Annotated in this window: 17 protein-coding genes; 6 read left to right on the top strand and 11 right to left on the bottom strand. The window is 44.7% G+C overall.

Annotated features, from left to right (window positions below; all coding sequences use genetic code 11):
• Nucleotides 1–58: 58 nt before the first annotated feature.
• The 4 genes from panP to L9Q40_RS12595 form a co-directional block, all read right to left on the bottom strand.
• The gene (gene panP / locus L9Q40_RS12610) at nucleotides 59–1705 is read right to left on the bottom strand and encodes a pyridoxal-dependent aspartate 1-decarboxylase PanP (protein ID WP_268669617.1); all 1647 of its coding nucleotides are present in this window, start codon (nucleotides 1703–1705) and stop codon (nucleotides 59–61) included.
• A 254-nt stretch (nucleotides 1706–1959) separates the two neighbouring features.
• Nucleotides 1960–2472: a hypothetical protein gene (locus L9Q40_RS12605; protein ID WP_014231571.1), complete on the bottom strand. Its 513-nt coding sequence runs from the start codon at nucleotides 2470–2472 to the stop codon at nucleotides 1960–1962.
• Nucleotides 2473–2686: 214 nt separating this feature from the next.
• Nucleotides 2687–3592, bottom strand: coding sequence for a LysO family transporter (locus tag L9Q40_RS12600; RefSeq protein ID WP_498793473.1), 906 nt, complete (start codon nucleotides 3590–3592; stop codon nucleotides 2687–2689).
• Between the two features lie 110 nt (nucleotides 3593–3702).
• Nucleotides 3703–4623, bottom strand: coding sequence for an HDOD domain-containing protein (locus L9Q40_RS12595; RefSeq protein WP_020333006.1), 921 nt, complete (start codon nucleotides 4621–4623; stop codon nucleotides 3703–3705).
• 370 nt (nucleotides 4624–4993) lie between these two features.
• On the opposite strand from L9Q40_RS12595, the gene L9Q40_RS12590 reads away from it, so the two are divergent.
• A complete protein-coding gene (locus tag L9Q40_RS12590; protein ID WP_014231574.1) occupies nucleotides 4994–5581 on the top strand; it encodes a TfoX/Sxy family DNA transformation protein in 588 nt (195 codons plus the stop codon).
• 174 nt (nucleotides 5582–5755) lie between these two features.
• Here L9Q40_RS12590 and L9Q40_RS12585 read toward each other — a convergent pair whose 3' ends face one another.
• The 3 genes from L9Q40_RS12585 to L9Q40_RS12575 all read right to left on the bottom strand — a co-directional run bounded on the left by L9Q40_RS12585 (nucleotide 5756) and on the right by L9Q40_RS12575 (nucleotide 8934).
• Nucleotides 5756–6301 (bottom strand): hypothetical protein, encoded by a 546-nt coding sequence (locus L9Q40_RS12585; RefSeq protein WP_020333007.1) that lies wholly within the window; start codon nucleotides 6299–6301, stop codon nucleotides 5756–5758.
• Nucleotides 6302–6499: 198 nt separating this feature from the next.
• Nucleotides 6500–6997 carry a response regulator gene (locus L9Q40_RS12580; RefSeq protein ID WP_020333008.1) on the bottom strand — a complete coding sequence of 166 codons (498 nt, stop codon included), beginning with the start codon at nucleotides 6995–6997 and terminating at the stop codon, nucleotides 6500–6502.
• On the bottom strand, nucleotides 6994–8934 hold the full coding sequence (locus L9Q40_RS12575) for an ATP-binding protein (RefSeq protein WP_498793546.1): 1941 nt from the start codon (nucleotides 8932–8934) through the stop codon (nucleotides 6994–6996). The genes L9Q40_RS12580 and L9Q40_RS12575 overlap by 4 nt, the downstream gene beginning before the upstream one ends.
• A 186-nt stretch (nucleotides 8935–9120) precedes the next feature.
• Between L9Q40_RS12575 and L9Q40_RS12570 the strand changes: the two genes are divergently transcribed.
• From L9Q40_RS12570 to dsdA, 3 genes are all read left to right on the top strand, one after another.
• The gene (locus tag L9Q40_RS12570; protein ID WP_498793467.1) at nucleotides 9121–10386 is read left to right on the top strand and encodes a DUF945 family protein; all 1266 of its coding nucleotides are present in this window, start codon (nucleotides 9121–9123) and stop codon (nucleotides 10384–10386) included.
• A gap of 252 nt (nucleotides 10387–10638) precedes the next feature.
• Complete coding sequence (serC, locus tag L9Q40_RS12565) at nucleotides 10639–11742, top strand: 3-phosphoserine/phosphohydroxythreonine transaminase (protein WP_031779177.1); 1104 nt, start codon at nucleotides 10639–10641, stop codon at nucleotides 11740–11742.
• Between the two features lie 146 nt (nucleotides 11743–11888).
• Nucleotides 11889–13226 carry a D-serine ammonia-lyase gene (gene dsdA / locus L9Q40_RS12560; RefSeq protein ID WP_498793465.1) on the top strand — a complete coding sequence of 446 codons (1338 nt, stop codon included), beginning with the start codon at nucleotides 11889–11891 and terminating at the stop codon, nucleotides 13224–13226.
• Nucleotides 13227–13280: 54 nt separating this feature from the next.
• Here dsdA and cydC read toward each other — a convergent pair whose 3' ends face one another.
• The 3 genes from cydC to trxB form a co-directional block, all read right to left on the bottom strand.
• Complete coding sequence (cydC, locus tag L9Q40_RS12555) at nucleotides 13281–15002, bottom strand: heme ABC transporter ATP-binding protein/permease CydC (protein ID WP_498793464.1); 1722 nt, start codon at nucleotides 15000–15002, stop codon at nucleotides 13281–13283.
• The gene (cydD, locus tag L9Q40_RS12550) at nucleotides 14995–16782 is read right to left on the bottom strand and encodes a heme ABC transporter permease/ATP-binding protein CydD (RefSeq protein WP_498793463.1); all 1788 of its coding nucleotides are present in this window, start codon (nucleotides 16780–16782) and stop codon (nucleotides 14995–14997) included. Before cydD ends, cydC begins: the two co-directional genes overlap by 8 nt.
• A 103-nt stretch (nucleotides 16783–16885) precedes the next feature.
• A complete protein-coding gene (trxB, locus tag L9Q40_RS12545; RefSeq protein WP_020333015.1) occupies nucleotides 16886–17845 on the bottom strand; it encodes a thioredoxin-disulfide reductase in 960 nt (319 codons plus the stop codon).
• 360 nt (nucleotides 17846–18205) lie between these two features.
• Here trxB and L9Q40_RS12540 point away from each other — a divergent pair, with 360 nt between their 5' ends.
• Together L9Q40_RS12540 and L9Q40_RS12535 are read left to right on the top strand one after the other, a co-directional pair.
• Entirely contained in the window at nucleotides 18206–18862 is a 657-nt protein-coding gene (locus L9Q40_RS12540; RefSeq protein WP_020333016.1) for a 2OG-Fe dioxygenase family protein, read from the top strand.
• Nucleotides 18846–20081, top strand: a complete 1236-nt coding sequence (locus tag L9Q40_RS12535) for a cysteine desulfurase-like protein (protein ID WP_498793461.1) — start codon at nucleotides 18846–18848, stop codon at nucleotides 20079–20081. The genes L9Q40_RS12540 and L9Q40_RS12535 overlap by 17 nt, the downstream gene beginning before the upstream one ends.
• 71 nt (nucleotides 20082–20152) lie before the next feature.
• Here the strand turns inward: L9Q40_RS12535 and L9Q40_RS12530 are convergent, their stop codons facing one another.
• Entirely contained in the window at nucleotides 20153–20977 is an 825-nt protein-coding gene (locus tag L9Q40_RS12530; RefSeq protein WP_020333018.1) for a DUF2797 domain-containing protein, read from the bottom strand.
• Nucleotides 20978–21125 lie beyond the last annotated feature (148 nt).

Here is a 21125-nt window from a genome sequence, read left to right as displayed (position 1 = left end):
TTAGTGAGTTACATCAAAAAGAAAGAAATTTTCAAGCTGATGTAACCCGTTCTTATCGTCAAGATGCCAAAATCTTAGAAGCCAGTTCTTGGATTTTGGCGTTTAAGTTTGGTGCTTGTTGAGCAATAAGCCTTTGCTCGTCCAAAACAGCATCAAAGATGTCTGTAGAGGTAAGAGGGTTTGCTAAGACTACCCGGAAGACGATAGTGCTCATGCGCTCCCAATGCTCAGGATTAAGCGTGGTACGAGAAACAAATGACTTACCAGTTTCACGTTGACGCTTTTGAATAAACTGAGTTAACTCGTTGATTAACTCATTTAATTCTTCTTTCTGTGTACCGTCTGCTTTTTCTAGGGCTTCACGGATGTTAGGCGGTAGATAACGGTAGGTGAGCAAACATAGCTCTGGCTCAGAAACCAGTTCAAAATCGTCCTGTTTCTTAATCAAATCCGCGAAGTAGCGTGCTTTCTCGATACTTTGATCGATCAACAGTTCATAGCCAGGTCGGCTAATAATATGCATTGCTGCATACACCAACATGGCCATACCAGAACGAGAGCCTTCCAGGGTATGACTGCCTAAATCTTTAGAACCTTTACGCAAGATGTACTGAGCGTGGTGCTCGATAGATTTCATCGCATCTGGGTCTTTAAACAGAACCATGCCCGCACCCATAGGGATATAAAGCTGCTTATGCGCGTCAATCGTCACTGAGTCTGCAAGCTCAACACCATTTAGCAGGTGTCGGTGATGATTAGACATTAATGTCGCGCCACCCCATGCGGCATCCACATGAAAATGACAATCGTGTTCCTGACAAACTTCAGCAATCGAAGCGAGTGGATCAACATTACCAGTTTCAGTCGTACCCGCCACACCAATCACCGCAATCGGCTTGATATTTTGCTTCTTGAGATCGCTGATTTTCGCTTTAAGGTCATCGACAATAATGCGGTTATTTGCATCCGTCTTTACTGCGACTAGGCCTTCCTGACCCAAACCCAGTACATCGGCTGCTTTTTTAAGTGAGTAGTGACCACGCTCAGAAACCATAATAGCTAAGCCTTCATAGCCGTAATGTTTCATGGCTTTGAATAGGCCTTCTTTCTCTACACCTTTAAATTCGCCGTCTGCTTTCAATGCTTTATTGCGGGCAACCCAAAGGGCAGTAATATTCGCAATCGTGCCGCCAGAGCAGAACGCACCGAGAGAATGGTTGGCGCTATGCATCCATTGGTCGTAAAAGGTATTCGGCTGAGCGTAGATTAATCGGTGCAGCATGCCCAATACTTGGCGCTCTAATGGCGTAAACGCTTTCGACGTTTCGATCTTCACCAAGTTTTGGTTTAAGGCAATCATAATTTTAGACAGCGGCATTAAAAAGTAAGGCAATGCCGATGTCATATGGCCGATAAAGCTTGGAGCTGACGTATGAACCGAGTGCGACACTAACGTGTCTAACAAGTGCTCGGTATGGTCTGACACAAACTCAGGTTGCTCAGGAATCTGAGCAGAAGAAAAGTCTTTCTCTATTTCACGTAAAGGCTTTTCTTCTGCCACGATGTGTTCACGAAGAAATTGATTCAAGTTTCGTGAGAGACCTTCTTCAATTTTTGTTAGCGTCGAGTCCGGACCTTCAGGGACAGTGAAGATCTTTAATAAGCTCTCAAAACTAACGTCAGCGGTTTTTTGTTCCTTAACCATAGCAAAGAATCATTTGTAGTAATTTGGGTGATGCGAGCGGCACAATCTAAACCAAAACGGGTTCAAAGTCCCGTTTTAATTCTGTGAGGCCATGTTGACGGAATGAAAACCAAGTCATAGGCCAACAACGTCGAGTAGGCGGTTTCTGCGCGCTTGTATGCGAGAAGAGAGCCTTCGTAAGCAATATAGAAACGAGTCACGAAGGCTATCTCAATGCATGCAAACCGAAACCTCAGGTTATTTGGTTATCGGCGCTATTCACATTGTTGTTTTTCTAGCTTCTCAATTGACTGATTATATCTATTAAGAGCCGAGTCAATTTTCTGAGGGTGGCTTAGTAGATCCGCAAAAGCAGAGCGAAGATCGTAGTTTTTCTCGTGATTGGTAGATTGGCGATCACTAAATGTTTTTTGTGCAGCCTCACCCAGTTTGTCACTGCGACTTGCCAGCTGTTTGACATCGTGTTGCTCAAGCTTGAGCCATGCCTCGATTGGCTGCTCAGTTGCTACACGGCTAGGATCATTTTTAAGAAAATAATGGACAGCTTCTCGGTTGAGTTCGAAGTGATGCTTACGGCCATCTAAGAACCATTGGCTTACTTCATCGAGATCAGGGTATTGAGCGACGGTCAAGTCAACAAGGTCTTGATACCATTGCAGTGAAGCATCGACATAGCCATCGTATTTATTAGACAGACATTGTTGATCTGCGGCAAATGTAAAAGTTGAGCTTGTAGCGAGGAGCGCTGCAACGACAAAGCGTTTCATTCTTCTTCCTTCTATTCTAATAGTTATTCCTTAATTAACGTTAAATCTCATTCTATGACGAATGACCCTTAATTCATGTTGGAGCTAAGAGAGTCTTGGGCTGTTGATTCAAATAGCGAAGTAAGGTGTCGTTACTTAATTGACGACTTCAACGTTAATTAGGTTTTTAAATTTTTGCCGTATTGTAATGGATGTTAAAGGCAAAACCTGAGATCTAGCTAGCAAGTGATACAAAGAAAAGCATCATCACAGGCACGAGCAAGCTCAAAATAAAGCCACTAACAATGGCAACAGGTACGCAACGCACGCCTCCCGTTGTTTGGATGACTGGCAAAGTAAAGTCCATTGCTGTTGCGCCAGCATAACCAATCGCGGTACATGGGTAACGGCGGATAAATAGTGGAATGGCAACTAATGCCACTAATTCACGCATCAGCTCAATTAGGAAAGAGGCGCCGCCAAATACCGGACCAAACGCATCGCCCATCAAAATACCTGCCAATGAGTACCAGCCAAATCCAGACGCCATTGCCAATGCTTTATATAAGGGAAGATCCAAGACCAATGAAGCGATTACGCCACCAAGCATACAAGTAACGATGATAACGGCTGCAATGGCCATGCCTTGCTTGTTTAACAAAATCTGTCTGAGGGTAAGGCCGCTATTGCGCAGTTGAATACCAATAAAGAACAGCAAGAGGAACAGTATCCACTCGCTTGCGGTGTCTACCCAAGATAAGTCAATGGGAAGGATCAAACCTGCCACTAAACCACCACCAACGACGAGGATCAGTTTGGCAGACTCCAGAGCCATTGAAGAAAGAGGTAACTTGCTGTGGCTTTGATCGGTCTTTAGAGGAATTATCTTGTCGACAAGAGGCAGTGCAAGAAGGTTACAGGCACTTAAGCAAATAAAGAAAGTACTCGCATAAAGCAGAATGCTTTGTAAATTGCTACCCAGATTATCAAGTGCAGCAAGGCTCAGCCCCATCAACGACAGAATAACGTAGATAAGGTAAGAGGTGGATTGATTAATTTTCTCGAGTAAAGCGGCGCGAGAAATAGGAATTAAATACCCGACAACGAGTGGGGCAAAAATGAAGAGCATCCCTGAGAACATAAAACTCAATTATTCCTTTGTGAGATAAGCCTAAATTGGTCACAGATCAACATTCACTCAACCTTGAGTGGAGCCATTACTGTGGATGACGTTTTGATTAAAAATAAGGTCTACAAGCCACTGGTGGTTAAAACCGTGTTCATTTCCTGACGGAAGTCCTGATCACTCATATTGCTGAGTTCATAAAGTATCTCAGCGCCCGTTAGGTTGAATTCCACTTCGTGTTCGTTAATGCGCTCATCTTGATTGCGGAACATTAACAGATGGTGTGCAATTCTGGCTATGTCTAAGTAACTGACATCTGGGCGAGAAGTGACGTACTTTTCGTTCGATGACACTTCTCTGTAATCGTTATCAAATCCCCAGCGTTCTAGCACCAGATTACTGGTGGTAGCGCAACGTGTTTGGAAGATTTGTAACGCGATATCTTGATCCAGATAGTTGCCTCTTTCGAGGTACATATTGTACTCATTAATAAGACAAAATAGGCCTATATCTGCTAACAAGCCGACTAACAATGCTTTTTCTTGTTCAAGGTGTCCATATGTCACAGGATCGTGCTTGCGGAACTCTTGCACAATTAACACCATCACAGCACCAAGCTCACGGGAAACCGCAGCACTTTTCACCATGATCGCGTTACATTCGCTGGTTAGATTTAGTGAGTGTTTCAACTGTTCAATTGCTTGAGCGGTAACAATGTCACGCACGCGCAGAATGCCTAAACGTGAGACAGCGGTTATTAGATCATTGCAGGTGATGTTTCTACGGTTAAAAATGACCGAGTTCGCGACCCGCACCACAACGGCTGCTAACCCAGGATCTTCTAACAAACAGTTCGCAATATCGGCGATCGTTGTGTTTTCTTCCTGACACAATTGCTGAATTTTAAGCACGGCATCAGGTATCGGAGGTAAAGAAATCTTACCGATAGTAATAGATTGCTCTACCAGTTGTGCGAATTCTGATTCTAGCGCTTTTAAAAGCTTATCTTTGTTATTTGGTAGCCAAAAAAATGATAGGTGTTCCATTATGACGTTGTACTTATAATCTTTGGTACAGTGTACCCTTTCAACACGCGCATTATCAATGAAATGCGTTCTCTGTATACTCAATTACCTAACATATCATGATGAATTGTTGATTCAGTCTACAAGGTGTCAAAAAAATACCGCTACAAAGAAGGATAACTGTGAAATCAATCACGTATGGGGAATTTATACTTTTTTATATGTGACTTATGTCCTAACTTATTTTTCGTCGTTAAGTATGATTAAGCAAGTTGGTAAGCACAATTTACAAATATATCGCCAACAAATCGACATTTTATAATTCGCTACAAGCTGCTGTTTATCTGGTGACATCGCTAATCGGGGTAATTTATTCAGATTAAAGAGGTCAATGGACATGACAGACCAAGCTTTTTTTAAATACGTACGCAATTTTAGTCAATATCAGAAACGTTCCATGTTTGGCGGCATCGGCTTATTTTGCGATGATGCCATGTTCGCTCTTGTCAGTAATGACTGCTGTTACCTACGTGGCGGTAATGAGCTAGACGAAGAGCTGATGCAACTAAATTGTGAAAAATATAAGCACGTCAAGAGACAAACGACGGCAACCGTTAATTATTATGATGTGACAGAGCTGTTTGAATCCGGCTTTTCCGGTTTAGATGAACTGTTAAAAAAATCAATAGAGTACTCAGTAAAGGAACGCAAATACCAAAAATCATCTGCGAGTAGACGGCTAAGGGATTTGCCGAACATGCAACTTACACTTGAGCGTATGGTGAAAAAAGCCGGCGTTGATGATGTTGAAGCATTTTTGGAGCTTGGGCCTGTGGAAGTTTTCAATAAAGTAAGACAGGCTTACGGTAACGATGTAGATGTCAAACTGCTTTGGAAGTTTGCTGGTGCGATTGATGGAGTGCACTGGAAACTCATTCAAGAGCCACGTAAAAAACAGCTTTTAGAGCTGTGTAACTAACGTAATGGGCTTATTTAATGAATGACTTTACTCTGGCGTTAGCGATTCGTAAAAGTAAGCATCAAAAGTAGAAAAGGGATGTTGATACTTTTGAGCACTTTATTAGAGCGAGTTATTTCTACCAAATAAAAAACCGAGGCTAATGCCTCGGTTTTTGTTTTTCGCTTGTGCTTATTAGAACTTGAAGCGCGTAGTGAACATAACTTGATCACCGTAAAAGTCGTTAATGCGAGCTTCTGCACCTAGAGAGAACAACTCAGTTGAGTGGAAACGTGCATAGGCAGAGCCCATCCAGTCGTCGTTGTCATCAATAGAAACATAGCCAACTTTACCACCTACTTCTAATTGAGGACCTAACCACTGACGAACGCCCAGGTTTAGTTCCATACCCACATCAGTGCTGCTTGAGTGAGATGGTTGAACAACGCGCATCAGCATTTCGCCTGTCAGGTCTGCCCAGTTATTAAGTGGTGAGTGAAAACCAAAACCAGCTGCTGAATCAAAGTCGCTTTCAAACTCAGAATCGATACGAGCTACGACGTGTGCATTTGGGTGGATTGATTTGCTGACTCCAGCACCAAATGTCATCGGGCTTGCGCCAATGCGAGCTTCGACGTAGTCGTAGCTAAAGTTGCTCATAGTTGCAGGCGTATTGCCATTTGCAGCTAGGGCGTGGCTTGATGCTAACAATAGGGCTGTGGCTAATAGTGTCTTACGCATAACTAACGATAAACCTTGTTTATTTTTCCATGAGTCCAAGCAAGCACTTGAACTGTAATCTGATTTGTCCGACATCATAATCAAAAGAGAGGTCTTCGACCAACATAAATGTGTCGATGTTTTGTCAATTAACTTAATTGTTATCCAATTTAAGCAAAAAGTGCGCCATGTATGATGGCGCACTTTGTATGGTTTGGTTTATTCACCGAAGCTTGCTCTACGCTCTGCCATCGCGTTTAAAATGGCTTCTGAGTCAAGGACGGTTGTCCAGGATAACAAGTCATCATCCTGTTCGATAACGAACGAAGTAAGCTGAGAGAGGATCGCCTGTCTTAGTTCATCTCCTCTCCATGGCTTGGCAATGTAATAGTCTAAACTGTCGTGGTTAATTGCCTCTACGGTGTCTTCTAATCCTGCCTGACCGGTCAGTAGCACTTTGCGGGCACTTCTTGTGTCAGCACTTTGGCTTAGTTCAATCAAGAAGCTAATTCCAGTTTGCTCCGGCATAATGTGATCACACAAAATGAGCGCAAGTTTTACTTCTTCGTCCGCCATGTCCTCGATTACTTGTCTTGCCTCTGTCACGGACTCTGCGCCTTCTAAAATAAAATGTTCTTCGAAGGGAGCTAAATCTTGCAACACGCTATCCAAGACTTCTCTTTCGTCATCGACGCATAAAATCAGATACTTTGTCATATTTCATCTCCTTCTTCGATGACCGGTAACCAGACTGTCATACGAGTGTATTTGTTGAGTTCTGATTCCACTTCAATCCATCCGTGGTGAGCAGAAACGATTTGCTGGCAGATAGAAAGCCCGATTCCTAAGCCAAAGTTGCCCACTTTTTTGGTCGTAAAGTTGAGTTCGAAAATTGATGTCTGCTGTGATTCTGGAATACCACAACCATTATCTTCGAATGAAATCACGGCATATCGCTTTTGATCTTTTTCGACCAGCCTGGTCTGGATTTTTAACACACCTTTATCCGGAAAAGCGTCAATGGCGTTTGAAACTAGATTAGTCCAAACCTGCTGTAAAGCGATAGGCTGGCAAAGAATTCGCGGTAAGTTATCGTAGTCTGTTGAAACCTGGTGCATTTTCAACTTGTTTTCAAAGATAACTAAGGTGTCTTCGATGCCTTCGTGGATATCAGCGTAATGCATGCTTTCATCATCGGCACGTGCATAGCCTTTCAAGCTCTTTACCATGTCAGCGATACGGACTGCACACACGTTAATTGAACGCAGAGAAGCCCCCGCTTTATGATATTGCTCAAGTGTTCCAAGTGTCTGAGCTGCACTATCCTGTTTTTTCGCGAGCTGCGACAACAACGCATCATCTGACTCTAAGCCGAGATTGACGATTTTTTTGGCTAACGAGCGATCCGGCAGAATAGGACTAAGTCGTTTTACTCGTGCTCTTAGCTCAGAGGTTGAGGCTGGTTTAGAATTTTGCGCTTGAGACAGTAGTTGCACGCCCTTGCTCTGGATATCCGAACTAGGAAGCTCAGTCAGTAGGCTTTCAAGGGTATGCGTGAGATTTTCTACCCCTCGCAAAATAGCTGCGATTGGATTGTTGAGTTCATGGGCGACACCGGCAACGAGCTGACCAAGCATGGCCATTTTTTCTCGCTCTATCAGTTGCTGATGAGCCGACTCTAACGATTCAAGTGTTTTTTGCAGCTGTAACTTGGTATTGATGCTGCGTTGCAAACGTCGATTAAAGTGTCGAAGCAGTAAGTTGGTGAAGAGTGGCAGCAGATTAGAGTCACTCTGCATGACGTTGTGGAACACTTGGCGATCGAGTTTGATCACTTCCGTCTTCGATAATGTCAGTGCGGTAGAGAAAGAGTTTTCACCCGTCACAAATGACATGCTGCCGACAATATTACCTTTTGTGTAGCGAACGACTTCTCTTTGAACGCCTTGCTCATCTCTTTTGTACAGAGCAACGTCTCCGTTGGTGATAAACCAGAGAAAGTTGTTGGGTTCACCTTCAACCGTCAATAAATGTTCAGGCGAGTAGGTACGGCAGGCATGGGTATCATCGCTGTCTTTGAAAAACAGTTGCAGGGCGGTAATTACTTGCTCTGCGAGCTCTGCATCGGACATTGAGTGATAGTCATGCAGAAAGCCCGCTTGGTATTTCTGCATCTGATTCTCAATGTGCGCTCGCAGCAATTTATGTTGGTCCAGTACTTGGCTGTAGCCGAGCAAGTCCTCATGACAGTTGCGTAAAATAAACTGCGTTAACTCTTTTTGAACAGTATTAAACAGCACCTTATCCGGGAGCGGCTTTGTCAGGCAGTGGTCTAATCGACCTTCGTTAACAGCAGTGAGTATCGCTTGGATATCCGAGGAGCAACTAATGAGGATTTTTCTTGCGCTTTCTGTATGTGGTGCCCGGTCGAGACCAATAAGAAATTCCACGCCATTAAAATGAGCATGGTGGCTGGCGATGACGAGTGCGACAGTCTGCTTCTGTTGTTCGAGATACTCAAGTGCACTTTGTGCTTCTTCAATGGATTCAACAGAAAAAATATCAAATTTGCTAGAGAAAGCAGACAGCTCCAATCGAAACTGTTCGGCACTGATTGGATTGTTGTCGAGACACAATACAGCGTAGCGATTCACAGGTAGTTGAGCTCCGGTTAAAACTTCTCCAGCCAAACCCTATCAATAAAACGACGGAATGAGTGCGAGCTAAGTATGATTCCTGATTAATGGTCTAGAATAAGCAACAATAGTCTGATTTATCTCAATGTTTTATCCGCCGAGGGTTTGGGTTAGACTGAACACAAATACCTGAAAAGTGACGTTATGCAAAATCTTAAAAAACTTGGCGCCATTGGCGGTGCAATTTCACTCGCGCTCTGTTGGCCACTCGCCGTTGGTCAAATTGGTCAGTCCATCATTGAAGATGGTATCGCGAATATGAACGATGAAATGATCAAAGGAGAAGTGATTGAGTATCAGCGTGGTTACCTGTCTTCGGTCGTGCGAACCCGATATACGGTAGTTGACCCGGAGTTAAAGACGCAATTGTTGCGTGACAGCATACCTACAACTTTTGATGTCACAAGTGATGTTAGCCATGGGCTAACCAGCCTTACAGCGGATTCAAAATTAGTAGAAAACGACTTTTTGCCGCTTACGTTGCAAAGTCAGACTCAACTCAATGGTAATACTGCATTTACATTGGACTTAGACAGCTGGCATTACCGCAATGAAGCTGAAGATATCTCAGTGTCGACAAGTCCTGCGAAAGTATCGGGTAACGTGACAGTTTTAGGCGATCTTAATTACCAGGTTTCGGTTCCCTATGTTCAGGTTGATTTTGTCAACGGTGACGAACTGCATTTGAACGGTTTGACAGGGCAGGGTAAAGGAAAACAAGTTAAAGGTTACTGGTTGGGTGAGCAGGTATTTTCGTTAGAGAAACTGGATGTGGTGGATTCTACTATGACCCCGGTGTTCTTAATTGAAAACGCGAACTACAGCGGTAACACAGCGACGGATGAGGCGGGCGAAAAGCTGAACAGTCAGTTTAATCTGGCGGCGAAAAACCTGCGGCTGACGGATGGCACCGATGTTGACGACTTTAAGCTCGACTTTTCCATCGCCGATGTCGATAGCCAATCGTTCGATGAGATTATGTCTATCTATCAGAGCTCTGCAGTGCTGAGTGAGCAAGAAGTGGCCAGCCTATTGCCTCACATTGATACGCTGTTTAGTAAAGGCTTTAATCTTTCAGTGAACGAACTGTCACTCGCGTTTGGTGAAGGTAAATTCCATAACGAATGGGAACTGTCTATACCGCAAGGTACCGAGCAAATCACCCAGAATCCGATGAAGTTAGTCAATGTAACTAACGGCGCTTTAAGTACGTATTTCTCCGATGAGTTAGTTGATCATTATCCGTTTATTCAAGAAGGAATAGATGAGTTGTTAATCATGGAGTTAATAGACAAAGTTGAGGGTGGTTACCAACTTAAGGCTCAAATCGGTGATGGGAAGTTAAAATTCGAGAACGGACACGAGTTTCCATTGATCGCGCTATTGATGCCAGCGCTGATGCAAAAATAGACAGCCATCGTTAGTTAATTACGCTCATATGGCGTTTTCAGTTTAAAAAGAGGTCGTAGGACCTCTTTTCTTGTTTTTATCGCCGCAAAAACGTGATATACCCAACATATATCAAGATGAAGGCATCGGAACTTTGTTAGAGAGTTTTCGCGCGATAAACAGTGTCTGCGCTGATGACCCTAAAAGCCTTCCCAGGCCCGCATCTCGAGATTATTTGAGTACATTAATTTCGACATATATTGAGCAGGAGCAATGAGCATCATGGAACAAAATACGGACATCGTATTTAACTTCAGCGCAGGACCAGCAGGTCTGCCAAAAGCAGTTATGCAACAAGCACAAAATGAACTATTAAACTGGCAAGGTCTGGGCACTTCCGTGATGGAAATTAGCCACCGAAGCAAAGAGTTCATTAAAGTTGCTGAAGAAGCTGAACAAGACCTGCGTGACCTTTTAAACATTCCAGAGAACTACAAAGTCCTATTTTGCCAAGGTGGCGCTCGCGCTCAGTTTGCTGCTGTTCCGCTAAACCTTTTGGGTGAAGCCAAAACTGCTACTTACATTGATGGCGGTTACTGGGCAGAAAGCGCAGTCGCAGAAGCGAAGAAATACTGTGAACCAGACGTTTTTGACGCAAAAACAGAAATTGACGGCAAACTGGCAGTAAAACCTGCAAGTGAGTGGGAAATTGCACCAGATGCGGCTTACGTTCATTTCTGTCCTAACGAAACCATCGACGGTATTGAAATCAACGATTTGCCTGTTACCGACAAGCCAATTGTTGCAGACATGTCTTCTACGATTCTTTCGCGCGAGATCGACGTTTCTAAATACGGCGTTATCTATGCGGGTGCTCAGAAAAACATCGGCCCATCTGGTATTTCTATCGTTATCGTACGTGATGATTTATTGGGTATGGCAAAACAAGAACTGCCGAGCATTCTAGATTTCACTGTACTTGCAGAAAAAGAGTCTATGTTCAACACGCCTCCAACATTTGCTTGGTACCTATCTGGCCTTGTATTCAAATGGCTAAAAGCGGAAGGTGGTGTTAAGAGTATTGAGAAAGTGAATCGTGCAAAAGCGAAATTGCTTTACGATTTCATTGATCAGTCAGATTTCTACCGTAACGGCATTCATTCTGCTAACCGCTCACTGATGAACGTACCGTTCCAGTTAGCGAAGCCAGAGCTTGATAGCACTTTCTTAGAGCTAGCCGATGCGAAAGGCTTGAAATCTCTGAAAGGTCACCGTGCCGTAGGTGGTATGCGTGCGTCAATCTACAACGCAATGACACTTGAGGGTGTTCAGGCGCTTGTAGACTTTATGAAAGAGTTCGAAGAAAAGTACGCGTAGTTTGAACCAACACTGAACTACTCAAAGCGTCGCACTTGCGGCGCTTTTGTTTAACTAACCAACGCATGGGTAGATGAGCCAAACATCACACCACTTTTCATGTTGCGCACTTTACCTCTGCAAAGGTTGAATAAGATGGGATTAACATGGCTTTGCACAACACCAAAGAACTCCAAAAACAATTTCCCCTCCTGACGCAGTTAATCGATTTGAAAGAAGTCTGCTGGTTTAACCCAAATGTGACTTCTTTAGAAGAGGGATTACCTTACGTTGGTTTAGACGCTAAAGATATTGATGCTGCGAGCCAACGCTTGAAGCGATTTGCGCCTTACATCATGCAATCCTTTCCTGAAACCTCTGGCAATAACGGCATTATTGAATCGCCTGTTGTTGACATTCCCAAGATGAAAGCATGTCTGGAAACTCAGTATAAAACCCCGATTTCGGGTCGCTTAATGTTGAAGAAGGACAGTCATCTACCCATCTCAGGTTCAATAAAAGCTCGTGGCGGTATTTACGAAGTATTGACGCATGCAGAAAAGCTCGCGATGGAAGCGGGGTTGCTGACTGAAGGGGATGATTACAGCAAACTTTTCAGTGAGGAGTTTCGCCAGTTTTTCCAACAATACTCTATCGCAGTAGGTTCGACAGGCAACTTAGGTATGTCGATTGGCATAATGAGCGCAAAACTTGGCTTTTCTGTGTCAGTCCATATGTCTGCCGATGCTCGCCAATGGAAAAAAGACAAACTCCGTTCTCATGGTGTTAATGTTGTTGAATACGAACAAGATTACGGTGTCGCGGTGGAGCAGGGCCGTAAAGAGGCGGAGCAAGACCCTAACTGTTTCTTTATTGATGACGAAAACTCGCAAACTCTATTCTTGGGGTACTCAGTTGCGGGGGAGCGACTAAAGCAACAGTTTGAAGAGTTAGGTATTGCTGTCGATGAACACCATCCACTGTTTGTCTACCTGCCATGTGGGGTGGGTGGTGGTCCGGGCGGTGTCGCATTTGGTCTCAAAATGGCTTTTGGTGACCACGTCCATTGTATCTTTGCTGAGCCAACTCACTCTCCCTGCATGTTATTAGGTGTACATACCGGTTTGCATGACCAAATTTCAGTTCAGGATTTAGGCATTGATAATGTGACCGCCGCTGATGGTCTCGCAGTGGGGCGGGCTTCTGGCTTTGTCGGGCGGGCAATGGAAAGGTTGTTAGATGGGTATTACACCATCTCCGATGAGCGCATGTACCATCATTTAGGTGAGTTGAGTGATCTTGAAAATATTCGTCTCGAGCCGTCAGCGCTTGCTGGGATGGTCGGTGCGGTTCATGTGTCGAATAACAAAGAATACCTGGCTCGTATGAACATTAGCAACGAGAAGCTTAATGGAGCAACGCATCTCGTTTGGGCGACGGGCGGCGGCATGGTTCCTGAAGCAGAAATGGCGGCATATTTGGCTCAGTCAGAACGTTGTGATTGATGCTTGCCAATAAAAAAGGGCTCATCTTGTGATGAGCCCTTTGCGTTTTTATCTTTATAGAGACTGCAACAGTTGGAAGTAGCGACCTTGTTGCGCTATCAACGCATTGTGGTTGCCTTGCTCAATGATTTCGCCTTGCTCCATCAAGCAGATGTTATCCATGTTCTCCAGCTCGATGAGTCGGTGCGTAATGAACACGACGGTCTTATTAGCAAAGTGCTGGTTGAATAACGCCATCACTTTTTGCTCCGTGCGTTTATCAAGGCCCTCAGTAGGCTCATCTAACAGCAGAATTGGCGCATCACGTAACAGCGCTCGAGCAATGCCAATACGACGTTTTTCGCCACCAGAGAGCTGACGACCGCCATCGCCTAACCACGCGCTTAAACCTGGTTCTTCAAGCAGGCCGCCAAGATCAACCTGAGTTAAAATATCAGCCAGTTGTTCATCAGTTGCATCGGGCGCAGCCATCAGGAGGTTGTCACGCAGTGTGCCATTTAGTACGTCTACACGCTGGCTAACGACGGTAATGGCTGAACGCAAATCAGATTCGCCCCAAGATTTTAGTGATGCGCCACCAATACGTACTTCACCTTGGTTCACGTCCCAGTAGCGACACAGCAGTTGAATAAGCGTCGACTTGCCCGAACCAGTTTGACCAACCACTGCGGTTTTTGAACCCAGAGGCAGAGATAGCGATAAATCGTTCAGCACTTTTTGCTGGCCGTCCGGATAGGCAAAGCTAATGTTGTTAAACTCGATATCCAACGGTTTGTCTTCACGACTCGACTGCTGAGGAAAAACAACATCTGGTTTAGCAAGAATAACTTCGTTCAGACGGCGTGCCGACGTCAAGGTTTGACCCAGATACTGAAATGCACCTGCAATAGGCATTAGGATTTCGAAACTTGCCATGGTTGCAAAGGCGAAAAGCGCAATCCACGGATCCGGAGCTCGACCACCAACGCCGTCCGCAGCAAACCATAACATCATTACCAGCGTCAAACCATTAGCCAACATCAGTAGACCTGATGCCATGCCAGTGAGATTCGCGTTAACAAACTGATTGGAAAGCAGCTGTTTTTGCTTGTCTAGAATCAAGTTGCGGTAACGTTCTTCTGCACCAAAAATACTCAGCTCGCTATAGCCTTGTAACCAGTCAAGAGTCGCAACGCGCAGTTCAGCTTTGCGATGTGTCAGGTGTGCACCATTCTTTTTGCCGAGTTTGTAGAACAGCACCGGCCAAACCAACAGCATAACAGTGAGTACGGAACCCAACAGCATTGCCAAGTGCCAGTCAAAGAATGCCAGCACCGCGGTTAAACTCAGGATGCCGAATATACCTATTATCACTGGGCTGATAAGGCGCAAATAGACGTGATCCATAGCATCGACATCAGCAACCAGACGGTTAAGTACGTCCGCATCACGCATGGTTGAAACTCGACCCGGAATAAGCGGAGAAAGTTTCTCGAAGAAGAATATACGTAAATCGGTAAGCAGCTTAAATGTGGCATTGTGGCTCACCACGCGCTCACCCCAACGGCCAGCGGTACGTGCCATGGCAGCACCACGGACACCAGCGCCAGGAAGCATGTAGTTAAAGGTTTCTCTTGCGATAGTTAATCCTGCGACTGAAGCGGCAGAAATAAACCAGCCAGAAAGGGTCAACAGTCCAATTGAAGCTGCAAGAGTCAGGAATGCCAATAGCATCCCTAATGACAAACCAAACCAGTGCTTTTTATACAGTTTTAAGTAAGGGAGTAAATCACGCATCTAAGTTCCCCTTGTCTGATTCACGCTGGGCTAAATTAGCTTCTAGCATGTCTTTGAATAAACCGTCCTCAGACGAGAGAGTTGTGTAGTCGCCACGCTGAATAATCTGACCGTTTTGCATCACTAAGATCTGTGAGACGTTTTTCAATGGTGCAAGCTGGTGAGTGATAATCAGGTTCGTGGTTGATTGGGTATATTTACTGATCCCTTCCATCACCAGTCTTTCGCTACGTGCATCTAAACTCGCAGTTGGCTCATCGAGTAACCAAAAACGGCCGTTTTGCAGCATAGCTCGAGAAAGAGCCAGGCGTTGTGCCTGACCAACGGACAAACCACCAGAACGATCAGAAATTGGGTAATCCAGACCGTGCATTTCAACAAATTCTGCAGCGTGTGAGTCCTTCAGCACGGCATTGACTGCGTCGTCTTGGACATTGTGCTTACCCAATGTGACGTTGTCACGAATGCTGCCATGAAGCAACATCGGGTTTTGACCAATCCAGCTAATAGTTTTACGCCATGTGGCAAGATCGAGTTGTGATAACTCACAACCATTGATTTTTAGACTGCCTTGGTAAGGCATAAAGCCAAGAATGGTATTCACAAGGCTGGTTTTACCTGCACCACTTGGGCCAACAAGTGCTGTACTTTGATTGGCTTCTAATGAGAAAGATAGAGGCCCTGCAAGTTGTTTACCTTCCGGACTAAGGACGACGAGATCATTGGCTTCAATCTGGATCGGTGCGTCTTGGTCTAGAATCTGGTTACCATCTTTTACGTGGTCGACCTCTAGTTCCAAAAACTCGACAATACTTTCTGCCGCGCCAACCGCTTGTTGCTTCGCGTGGTAGTAAGTACCTAAGTCGCGCAGCGGCTGATAAAACTCAGGGGCTAGGATCAGAATAAACAGACCTGCGAACAGCGTTACTCCTGCGCCGTAGTAGCCAAAGTTTAGCTCACCGATGTAGCTGAAACCGAAGTAAACGGCGGTAATCGCAATGGAAATCGAGGTAAAGAACTCTAAAACTGCCGAAGACAAGAATGCGATTTTTAACACATCCATTGTTCGGGTACGGAATACCTCAGAGGCTCCCTTGAGCGTTTCTGTTTCAGACTTGGTGCGATCAAACAGACGGATGGTCGTCATGGCTTGTAGACGGTCATAGAAGTGACCGGACAAACGTTGCATCGCTTTGAAGTTTTTGCGATTAGCTTCTGCGGCTTTTTTACCAACCAATGCCATAAAGATAGGGACCAGAGGAGCCGTAACCAGGAAAATCAAACCAGCCGCCCAGTTTACTGGGAACACGACGATCAGAATGATGAAAGGAATCAAAACCGATAACGACATTTGAGGAAGGTAGCGAGAAAAGAAATCTTGCATGTCTTCCACTTGCTCTAAGATCAACGTCGCCCAGCTCCCTGCTGGCTTACCTTTGATGTAAGCCGGCCCCAACTTATGGACCTTGTCCAAAATAAGTTGACGAATATAAACTCTGATCTGTTCACCGCAACGATAACCGGCGATTTCGCGACCCCAAGTACAGGCTGCACGACCAATAACGGTTCCACCCAGTCCGACAAAGTGCCAAATGAGTTCACTTTTGTCGACTTGTTCGATGATCAATTGATGAAGAATAGAGGCGAGCAGGGCTGCTTGAGCCAATAAAAACACGCTTGAAAGTACGCCTAGGCCGATCGCAATCATAAGCCAGCGCTTGGCTAACTTACTTTGTTGCTTAAGCCACTTGTTCAAGCTGCTATGCTTTTTCTTATCCATTGTAAAGGCTTAATAATAATTGTTTTAATGAGGCGGTAGTATACAAAAGAAAACCCAGCGGGAATACCGCTGGGTTTTAAGGATATGGCACAAATATGAAAAGTTATTTGTCATTCAGTGCGTCAAGGAAGCGTTCTGCATCCAATGCTGCCATACAGCCTGTACCCGCTGAAGTGATTGCTTGACGGTAGTTATGATCCATCACGTCGCCTGCCGCAAATACACCTTCGATACTGGTCTGTGTAGCGTTACCTTCTAAACCAGATTTAACGATGATGTAGCCATCTTTCATTTCAAGTTGGCTTTCAAAAATTTGCGTATTTGGCTGGTGGCCGATCGCAATAAAGGCACCCATTACATCGACATCTTCAGTAGCGCCTGTGTTTACATCTTTAATGCGAACACCAGTTACACCCATATCGTCGCCAAGAACTTCGTCAAGGGTACGATCGGTATGAAGAATGATGTTACCGTTTTCCACCTTATCCATCAGGCGGTTCACTAGGATTTTTTCCGCGCGGAACGAGTCACGGCGGTGAATCAGGTGAACTTCAGATGCGATGTTTGAAAGGTAAAGCGCTTCTTCAACCGCTGTATTTCCACCACCTACAACCGCCACTTTCTGGTTACGGTAGAAGAAACCGTCACAAGTAGCACAAGCAGATACACCACGGCCTTTGAAAGCTTCTTCAGAATCAAGACCTAAGTATTTTGCTGACGCGCCTGTTGAGATGATTAATGCATCACAGGTGTACTCACCAGAATCACCTTTCAGACGGAAAGGACGCTGAGTTAACTCAACTTCATTGATGTGGTCAAAGACGATTTCGGTTTCAAAGCGCTCAGCATGTTCTTTCATGCGTTCCATTAGCGCGGGACCAGTTAAGCCTTCCGCATCGCCAGGCCAGTTTTCAACTTCTGTTGTTGTGGTCAACTGACCACCTTGCTGCATTCCTGTTACCAGCACTGGGTTTAAATTTGCACGTGCAGCGTACACTGCCGCCGTGTAACCCGCAGGGCCAGAACCGAGAATTAATAGTTTACAATGTTTTACGTCGCTCATTATGGCTCCAAAAAGGGCTGAACATTTCCTTCGATTGTATGGAAATTCTTATAGCTTTAAAAGCATAAAGCAGGATAGAGATCTAATAATTGGTTATAGGTTAGAACTTACTCTGAAGTAGTAGGTTACTTTTTGTTCTAGCATAAAATTCTAATGACAGTAGAGATATCTAGTTTCAAATGTTGCCAAAGTTAAAATCTGAAACATGGAACTATCTAATCTTAATTTTGTGGTTTTTTATTGTATTTTTTGATATTTGCTGAAGTTATCAACGTCAAAAGCTGGTAATTGCAGAATATTTGCGTAACCTATCGTGTAAATTAAATGTTAATTAAATGTGCCTCATTAAAGGAGCAAATGATGTTACATTCACGCGAGAATACTCTACATTTAACCCAGCTCAGCATGGCAGCAATTGAGCAACTTTCACCATCTTTTGAAACGCTACCTCATACGGATCATGCCGATGGCCAATACCGATTGAGACGTTACTCTGTTGTCAGTTTTGAAAATGGCAAAGTCATCGATTTGAACAAAAACAGCTTTGTTCAGTCTTCAGATATCAACCGATTCCAGGGTGATGTTGTTCGCCAATTTGAGCCGATTGAGAAGAATATTCTGCTTAGTGAAGGCTTTAGAGAAATGTGCGAGCTGTTTGTTAATGCGAATCACCTAGTGAATGGACAAGAAATTGAAATTCACCAAATCCGCATCACCGCATTTGAAGATGAGACGCAAGTAGCACCAGAAGGTGTACACCAAGATGGCTTTGATCACATCGCAATGGTAGGGGTTGGCCGTCACAACATCATTGGTGGCGATATCATGCTATACAGCAGCCACAACCAAGCGCCATTTTTCCGTAAAGTTCTGGAGAATGGTGAAGTCGCAATGTTGGCAGACAGTAAACTTTGGCATAACGCCTGTCCAATCCGCTCTGTGATTGACGATAAAGCTGGCCATATGGATGTATTTGTACTTACGGCAACGGACAAGCGTAATGAACTTCAATCTTAATCAAATCAGACAGCAGTTTCCTGCGTTAGCGCAGTACCATAACGACAGACCAGTTACTTTCTTTGACGGTCCGGGCGGTTCACAAGTACCACAGACAGTTCTTGATTCTATGGTGGCTTACCTTGGTTACTACAACTCGAACTTGGGTGGGCATTACTTTTCGAGCCAAACGACCGTTGATGTGATGCAAAATGCGCGCGAATCGGCTCAGGCGCTATTGAATGCGCCTTCTTCTGGCAACATTGTATTTGGTGCGAACATGACATCGCTGACTTTCCAACTAAGTCGTGCGATCAGCCGAGAGTGGCAAGAGGGCGATGAGATTATCGTTTCTGCCTTAGATCACTATTCAAACGTTTCTAGCTGGCAGCAAGCCGCGGAAGACAAAGGCGCAGTCGTTCATCAGGTTCGTATTAATGAGGATGACTGTACGCTGGATCTTGAACATCTACAAAGCTTGTTGTCTGACAAAACGCGTTTGGTCGCAGTCACTTATGCTTCGAATACCACAGGGTCAATTGTCGATATTCAAAGTGTTGTGGAAATGGTGCATCAAGTTGGCGCTCAAGTTTACGTCGACGCAGTGCACTATGCGCCGCACCATCTTGTAGATGTACAGGCGTTAGGATGTGATTTCCTTGCATGTTCTGCCTACAAATTCTTCGGACCTCATGTGGGAATAGCATACGTTGCTGACCAATGGTTACACAGCATCCGCCCATATAAAGTTGAGCCAGCAACGAATATCGGCCCGGGTCGGTTTGAAACAGGGACACAAAGTTTTGAAGGCTTGGCTGGCGTAAGCGCAGCTGTTGAATACCTAGCGCAGTTTGGTGAAGAAGGGTTACCACTTCGCCAAAGACTTGAACAAAGCTTTGCGCTTTATTCTCAGCATGAACAACGATTAAGTGAGCGTTTCTTACAGCGATTAGATGCGCTAGAGGGCGTCAAACTGTATGGCATCGATAAGGAATATACGCAGCTTCGTACACCAACATTTGCGTTGACCTTCGATAAATATTCGCCAGAATTTATTGCGAAAACCTTGGGCGAACACAATATTTGTGTCTGGAACGGGCATTTTTACGCACTGGGCTTAGTTCGTCAGCTTGGGCTGGAAGAGACCGGTGGTGTTGTGCGAATTGGTTGCATGCATTACAACACACTTGAAGAAGTGGATATGTTGTTTGATGTGATTGAAAGCATTCTTGATGCTTAGTGAATTCAAATAGAAAACAAAAAGCTCGAGCATTTAGCTCGAGCTTTTTTGTATATAAAAGTCGTCAGTTTTTATGCGCTGACTTCAACTTCATAAGACGTGAACTTACGCACGTTGATGACGCCAGTATCGAAAATCAGGTATTGGCCTTTAATACCTTGCAGAATGCCCGTCACAACCGGGTTTTTATCAAAGTTATGTGAAGTAATCTTAGTTGGGTGCTGTTGCACTGGGTAGCTAAGATCCGTGATGCTTTCACTTAATACTTCGATCGCATCCTCACCGAATTGCTGTTTGATCTCGGCGATTTTGTCTTCCACTAAAGGAAGAAGCTCTGCAAATCGATCCTGCAGTTCAATCGGTTCTCCATCACCTTTAAGCAATGCGCGCCAGTTGGTTTTATCGGCAATATGTTTTGCCAGCTCAACTTCAATCAAGCCAGAAATGTGGCGGGTTTTTACTTTAAAGATCGGCAAACCCTGAGTCGCGCCCTGATCAATCCAGCGTGTTGGGATTTGAGTGTGACGAGTGATACCGACTTTAAGGCTCGATGTATTAGACAGATACACGAAGTGATCCACCATACAGTTTTCTTCGCCCCATTGTGGCTCTCGACAAGTCCCTTGGTCGTAGTGACATGTCTCTGGCTTCATGATGCACATATCGCAGCTTGCTAGCTTCTTCATGCAGACAAAGCAGTGACCTTGCGAGTAGCTCTTTTTGGTTTTTTTGCCGCAAGAACAGCAGAAAATATTACCAGTGTGGGTCAGTGTTAGCGTTTGGCCGAGGAATGGAGAAAGGTCAATCTCTTCATCACCTACGGGAAGACGATAGCTTACTGCGCCATCCAGAGAAGCTCGCATTTTGTTAAGCGTACCAGTTGCAATTAAGGACATAACATTACTCATTATTGTGTTTTTGCACAGTATATACTGAATGCAAAGTCAGGGGCAGGGGGGAATAGAATGTTGGCGGGAAATAGGAGCTTTAAATTTGGGGAACTAAGATAAAAAAAAGGTGGCCAATTGGCCACCAGTCGGGAAA

Origin of the sequence: Allocatenococcus thiocycli, from assembly GCF_921292965.1 — a bacterium.
Classification (GTDB): Bacteria; Pseudomonadota; Gammaproteobacteria; order Enterobacterales; family Vibrionaceae; genus Vibrio; species Vibrio natriegens.
This window is presented reverse-complemented; position numbering and strand designations above follow the sequence as displayed.

Excerpts from the sequence above, each read along its gene's own strand:
- panP (WP_268669617.1), bottom strand. The coding sequence starts at position 1,705 with ATGGTTAAGGAACAAAAAACCGCTGACGTTAGTTTTGAGAGCTTATTA.
- L9Q40_RS12605 (WP_014231571.1), bottom strand. The coding sequence starts at position 2,472 with ATGAAACGCTTTGTCGTTGCAGCGCTCCTCGCTACAAGCTCAACTTTT.
- L9Q40_RS12600 (WP_498793473.1), bottom strand. The coding sequence starts at position 3,592 with ATGTTCTCAGGGATGCTCTTCATTTTTGCCCCACTCGTTGTCGGGTAT.
- L9Q40_RS12595 (WP_020333006.1), bottom strand. The coding sequence starts at position 4,623 with ATGGAACACCTATCATTTTTTTGGCTACCAAATAACAAAGATAAGCTT.
- L9Q40_RS12590 (WP_014231574.1), top strand. The coding sequence starts at position 4,994 with ATGGACATGACAGACCAAGCTTTTTTTAAATACGTACGCAATTTTAGT.
- L9Q40_RS12585 (WP_020333007.1), bottom strand. The coding sequence starts at position 6,301 with ATGCGTAAGACACTATTAGCCACAGCCCTATTGTTAGCATCAAGCCAC.
- L9Q40_RS12580 (WP_020333008.1), bottom strand. The coding sequence starts at position 6,997 with ATGACAAAGTATCTGATTTTATGCGTCGATGACGAAAGAGAAGTCTTG.
- L9Q40_RS12570 (WP_498793467.1), top strand. The coding sequence starts at position 9,121 with ATGCAAAATCTTAAAAAACTTGGCGCCATTGGCGGTGCAATTTCACTC.
- serC (WP_031779177.1), top strand. The coding sequence starts at position 10,639 with ATGAGCATCATGGAACAAAATACGGACATCGTATTTAACTTCAGCGCA.
- dsdA (WP_498793465.1), top strand. The coding sequence starts at position 11,889 with ATGGCTTTGCACAACACCAAAGAACTCCAAAAACAATTTCCCCTCCTG.
- cydC (WP_498793464.1), bottom strand. The coding sequence starts at position 15,002 with ATGCGTGATTTACTCCCTTACTTAAAACTGTATAAAAAGCACTGGTTT.
- cydD (WP_498793463.1), bottom strand. The coding sequence starts at position 16,782 with ATGGATAAGAAAAAGCATAGCAGCTTGAACAAGTGGCTTAAGCAACAA.
- trxB (WP_020333015.1), bottom strand. The coding sequence starts at position 17,845 with ATGAGCGACGTAAAACATTGTAAACTATTAATTCTCGGTTCTGGCCCT.
- L9Q40_RS12540 (WP_020333016.1), top strand. The coding sequence starts at position 18,206 with ATGTTACATTCACGCGAGAATACTCTACATTTAACCCAGCTCAGCATG.
- L9Q40_RS12535 (WP_498793461.1), top strand. The coding sequence starts at position 18,846 with ATGAACTTCAATCTTAATCAAATCAGACAGCAGTTTCCTGCGTTAGCG.
- L9Q40_RS12530 (WP_020333018.1), bottom strand. The coding sequence starts at position 20,977 with ATGTCCTTAATTGCAACTGGTACGCTTAACAAAATGCGAGCTTCTCTG.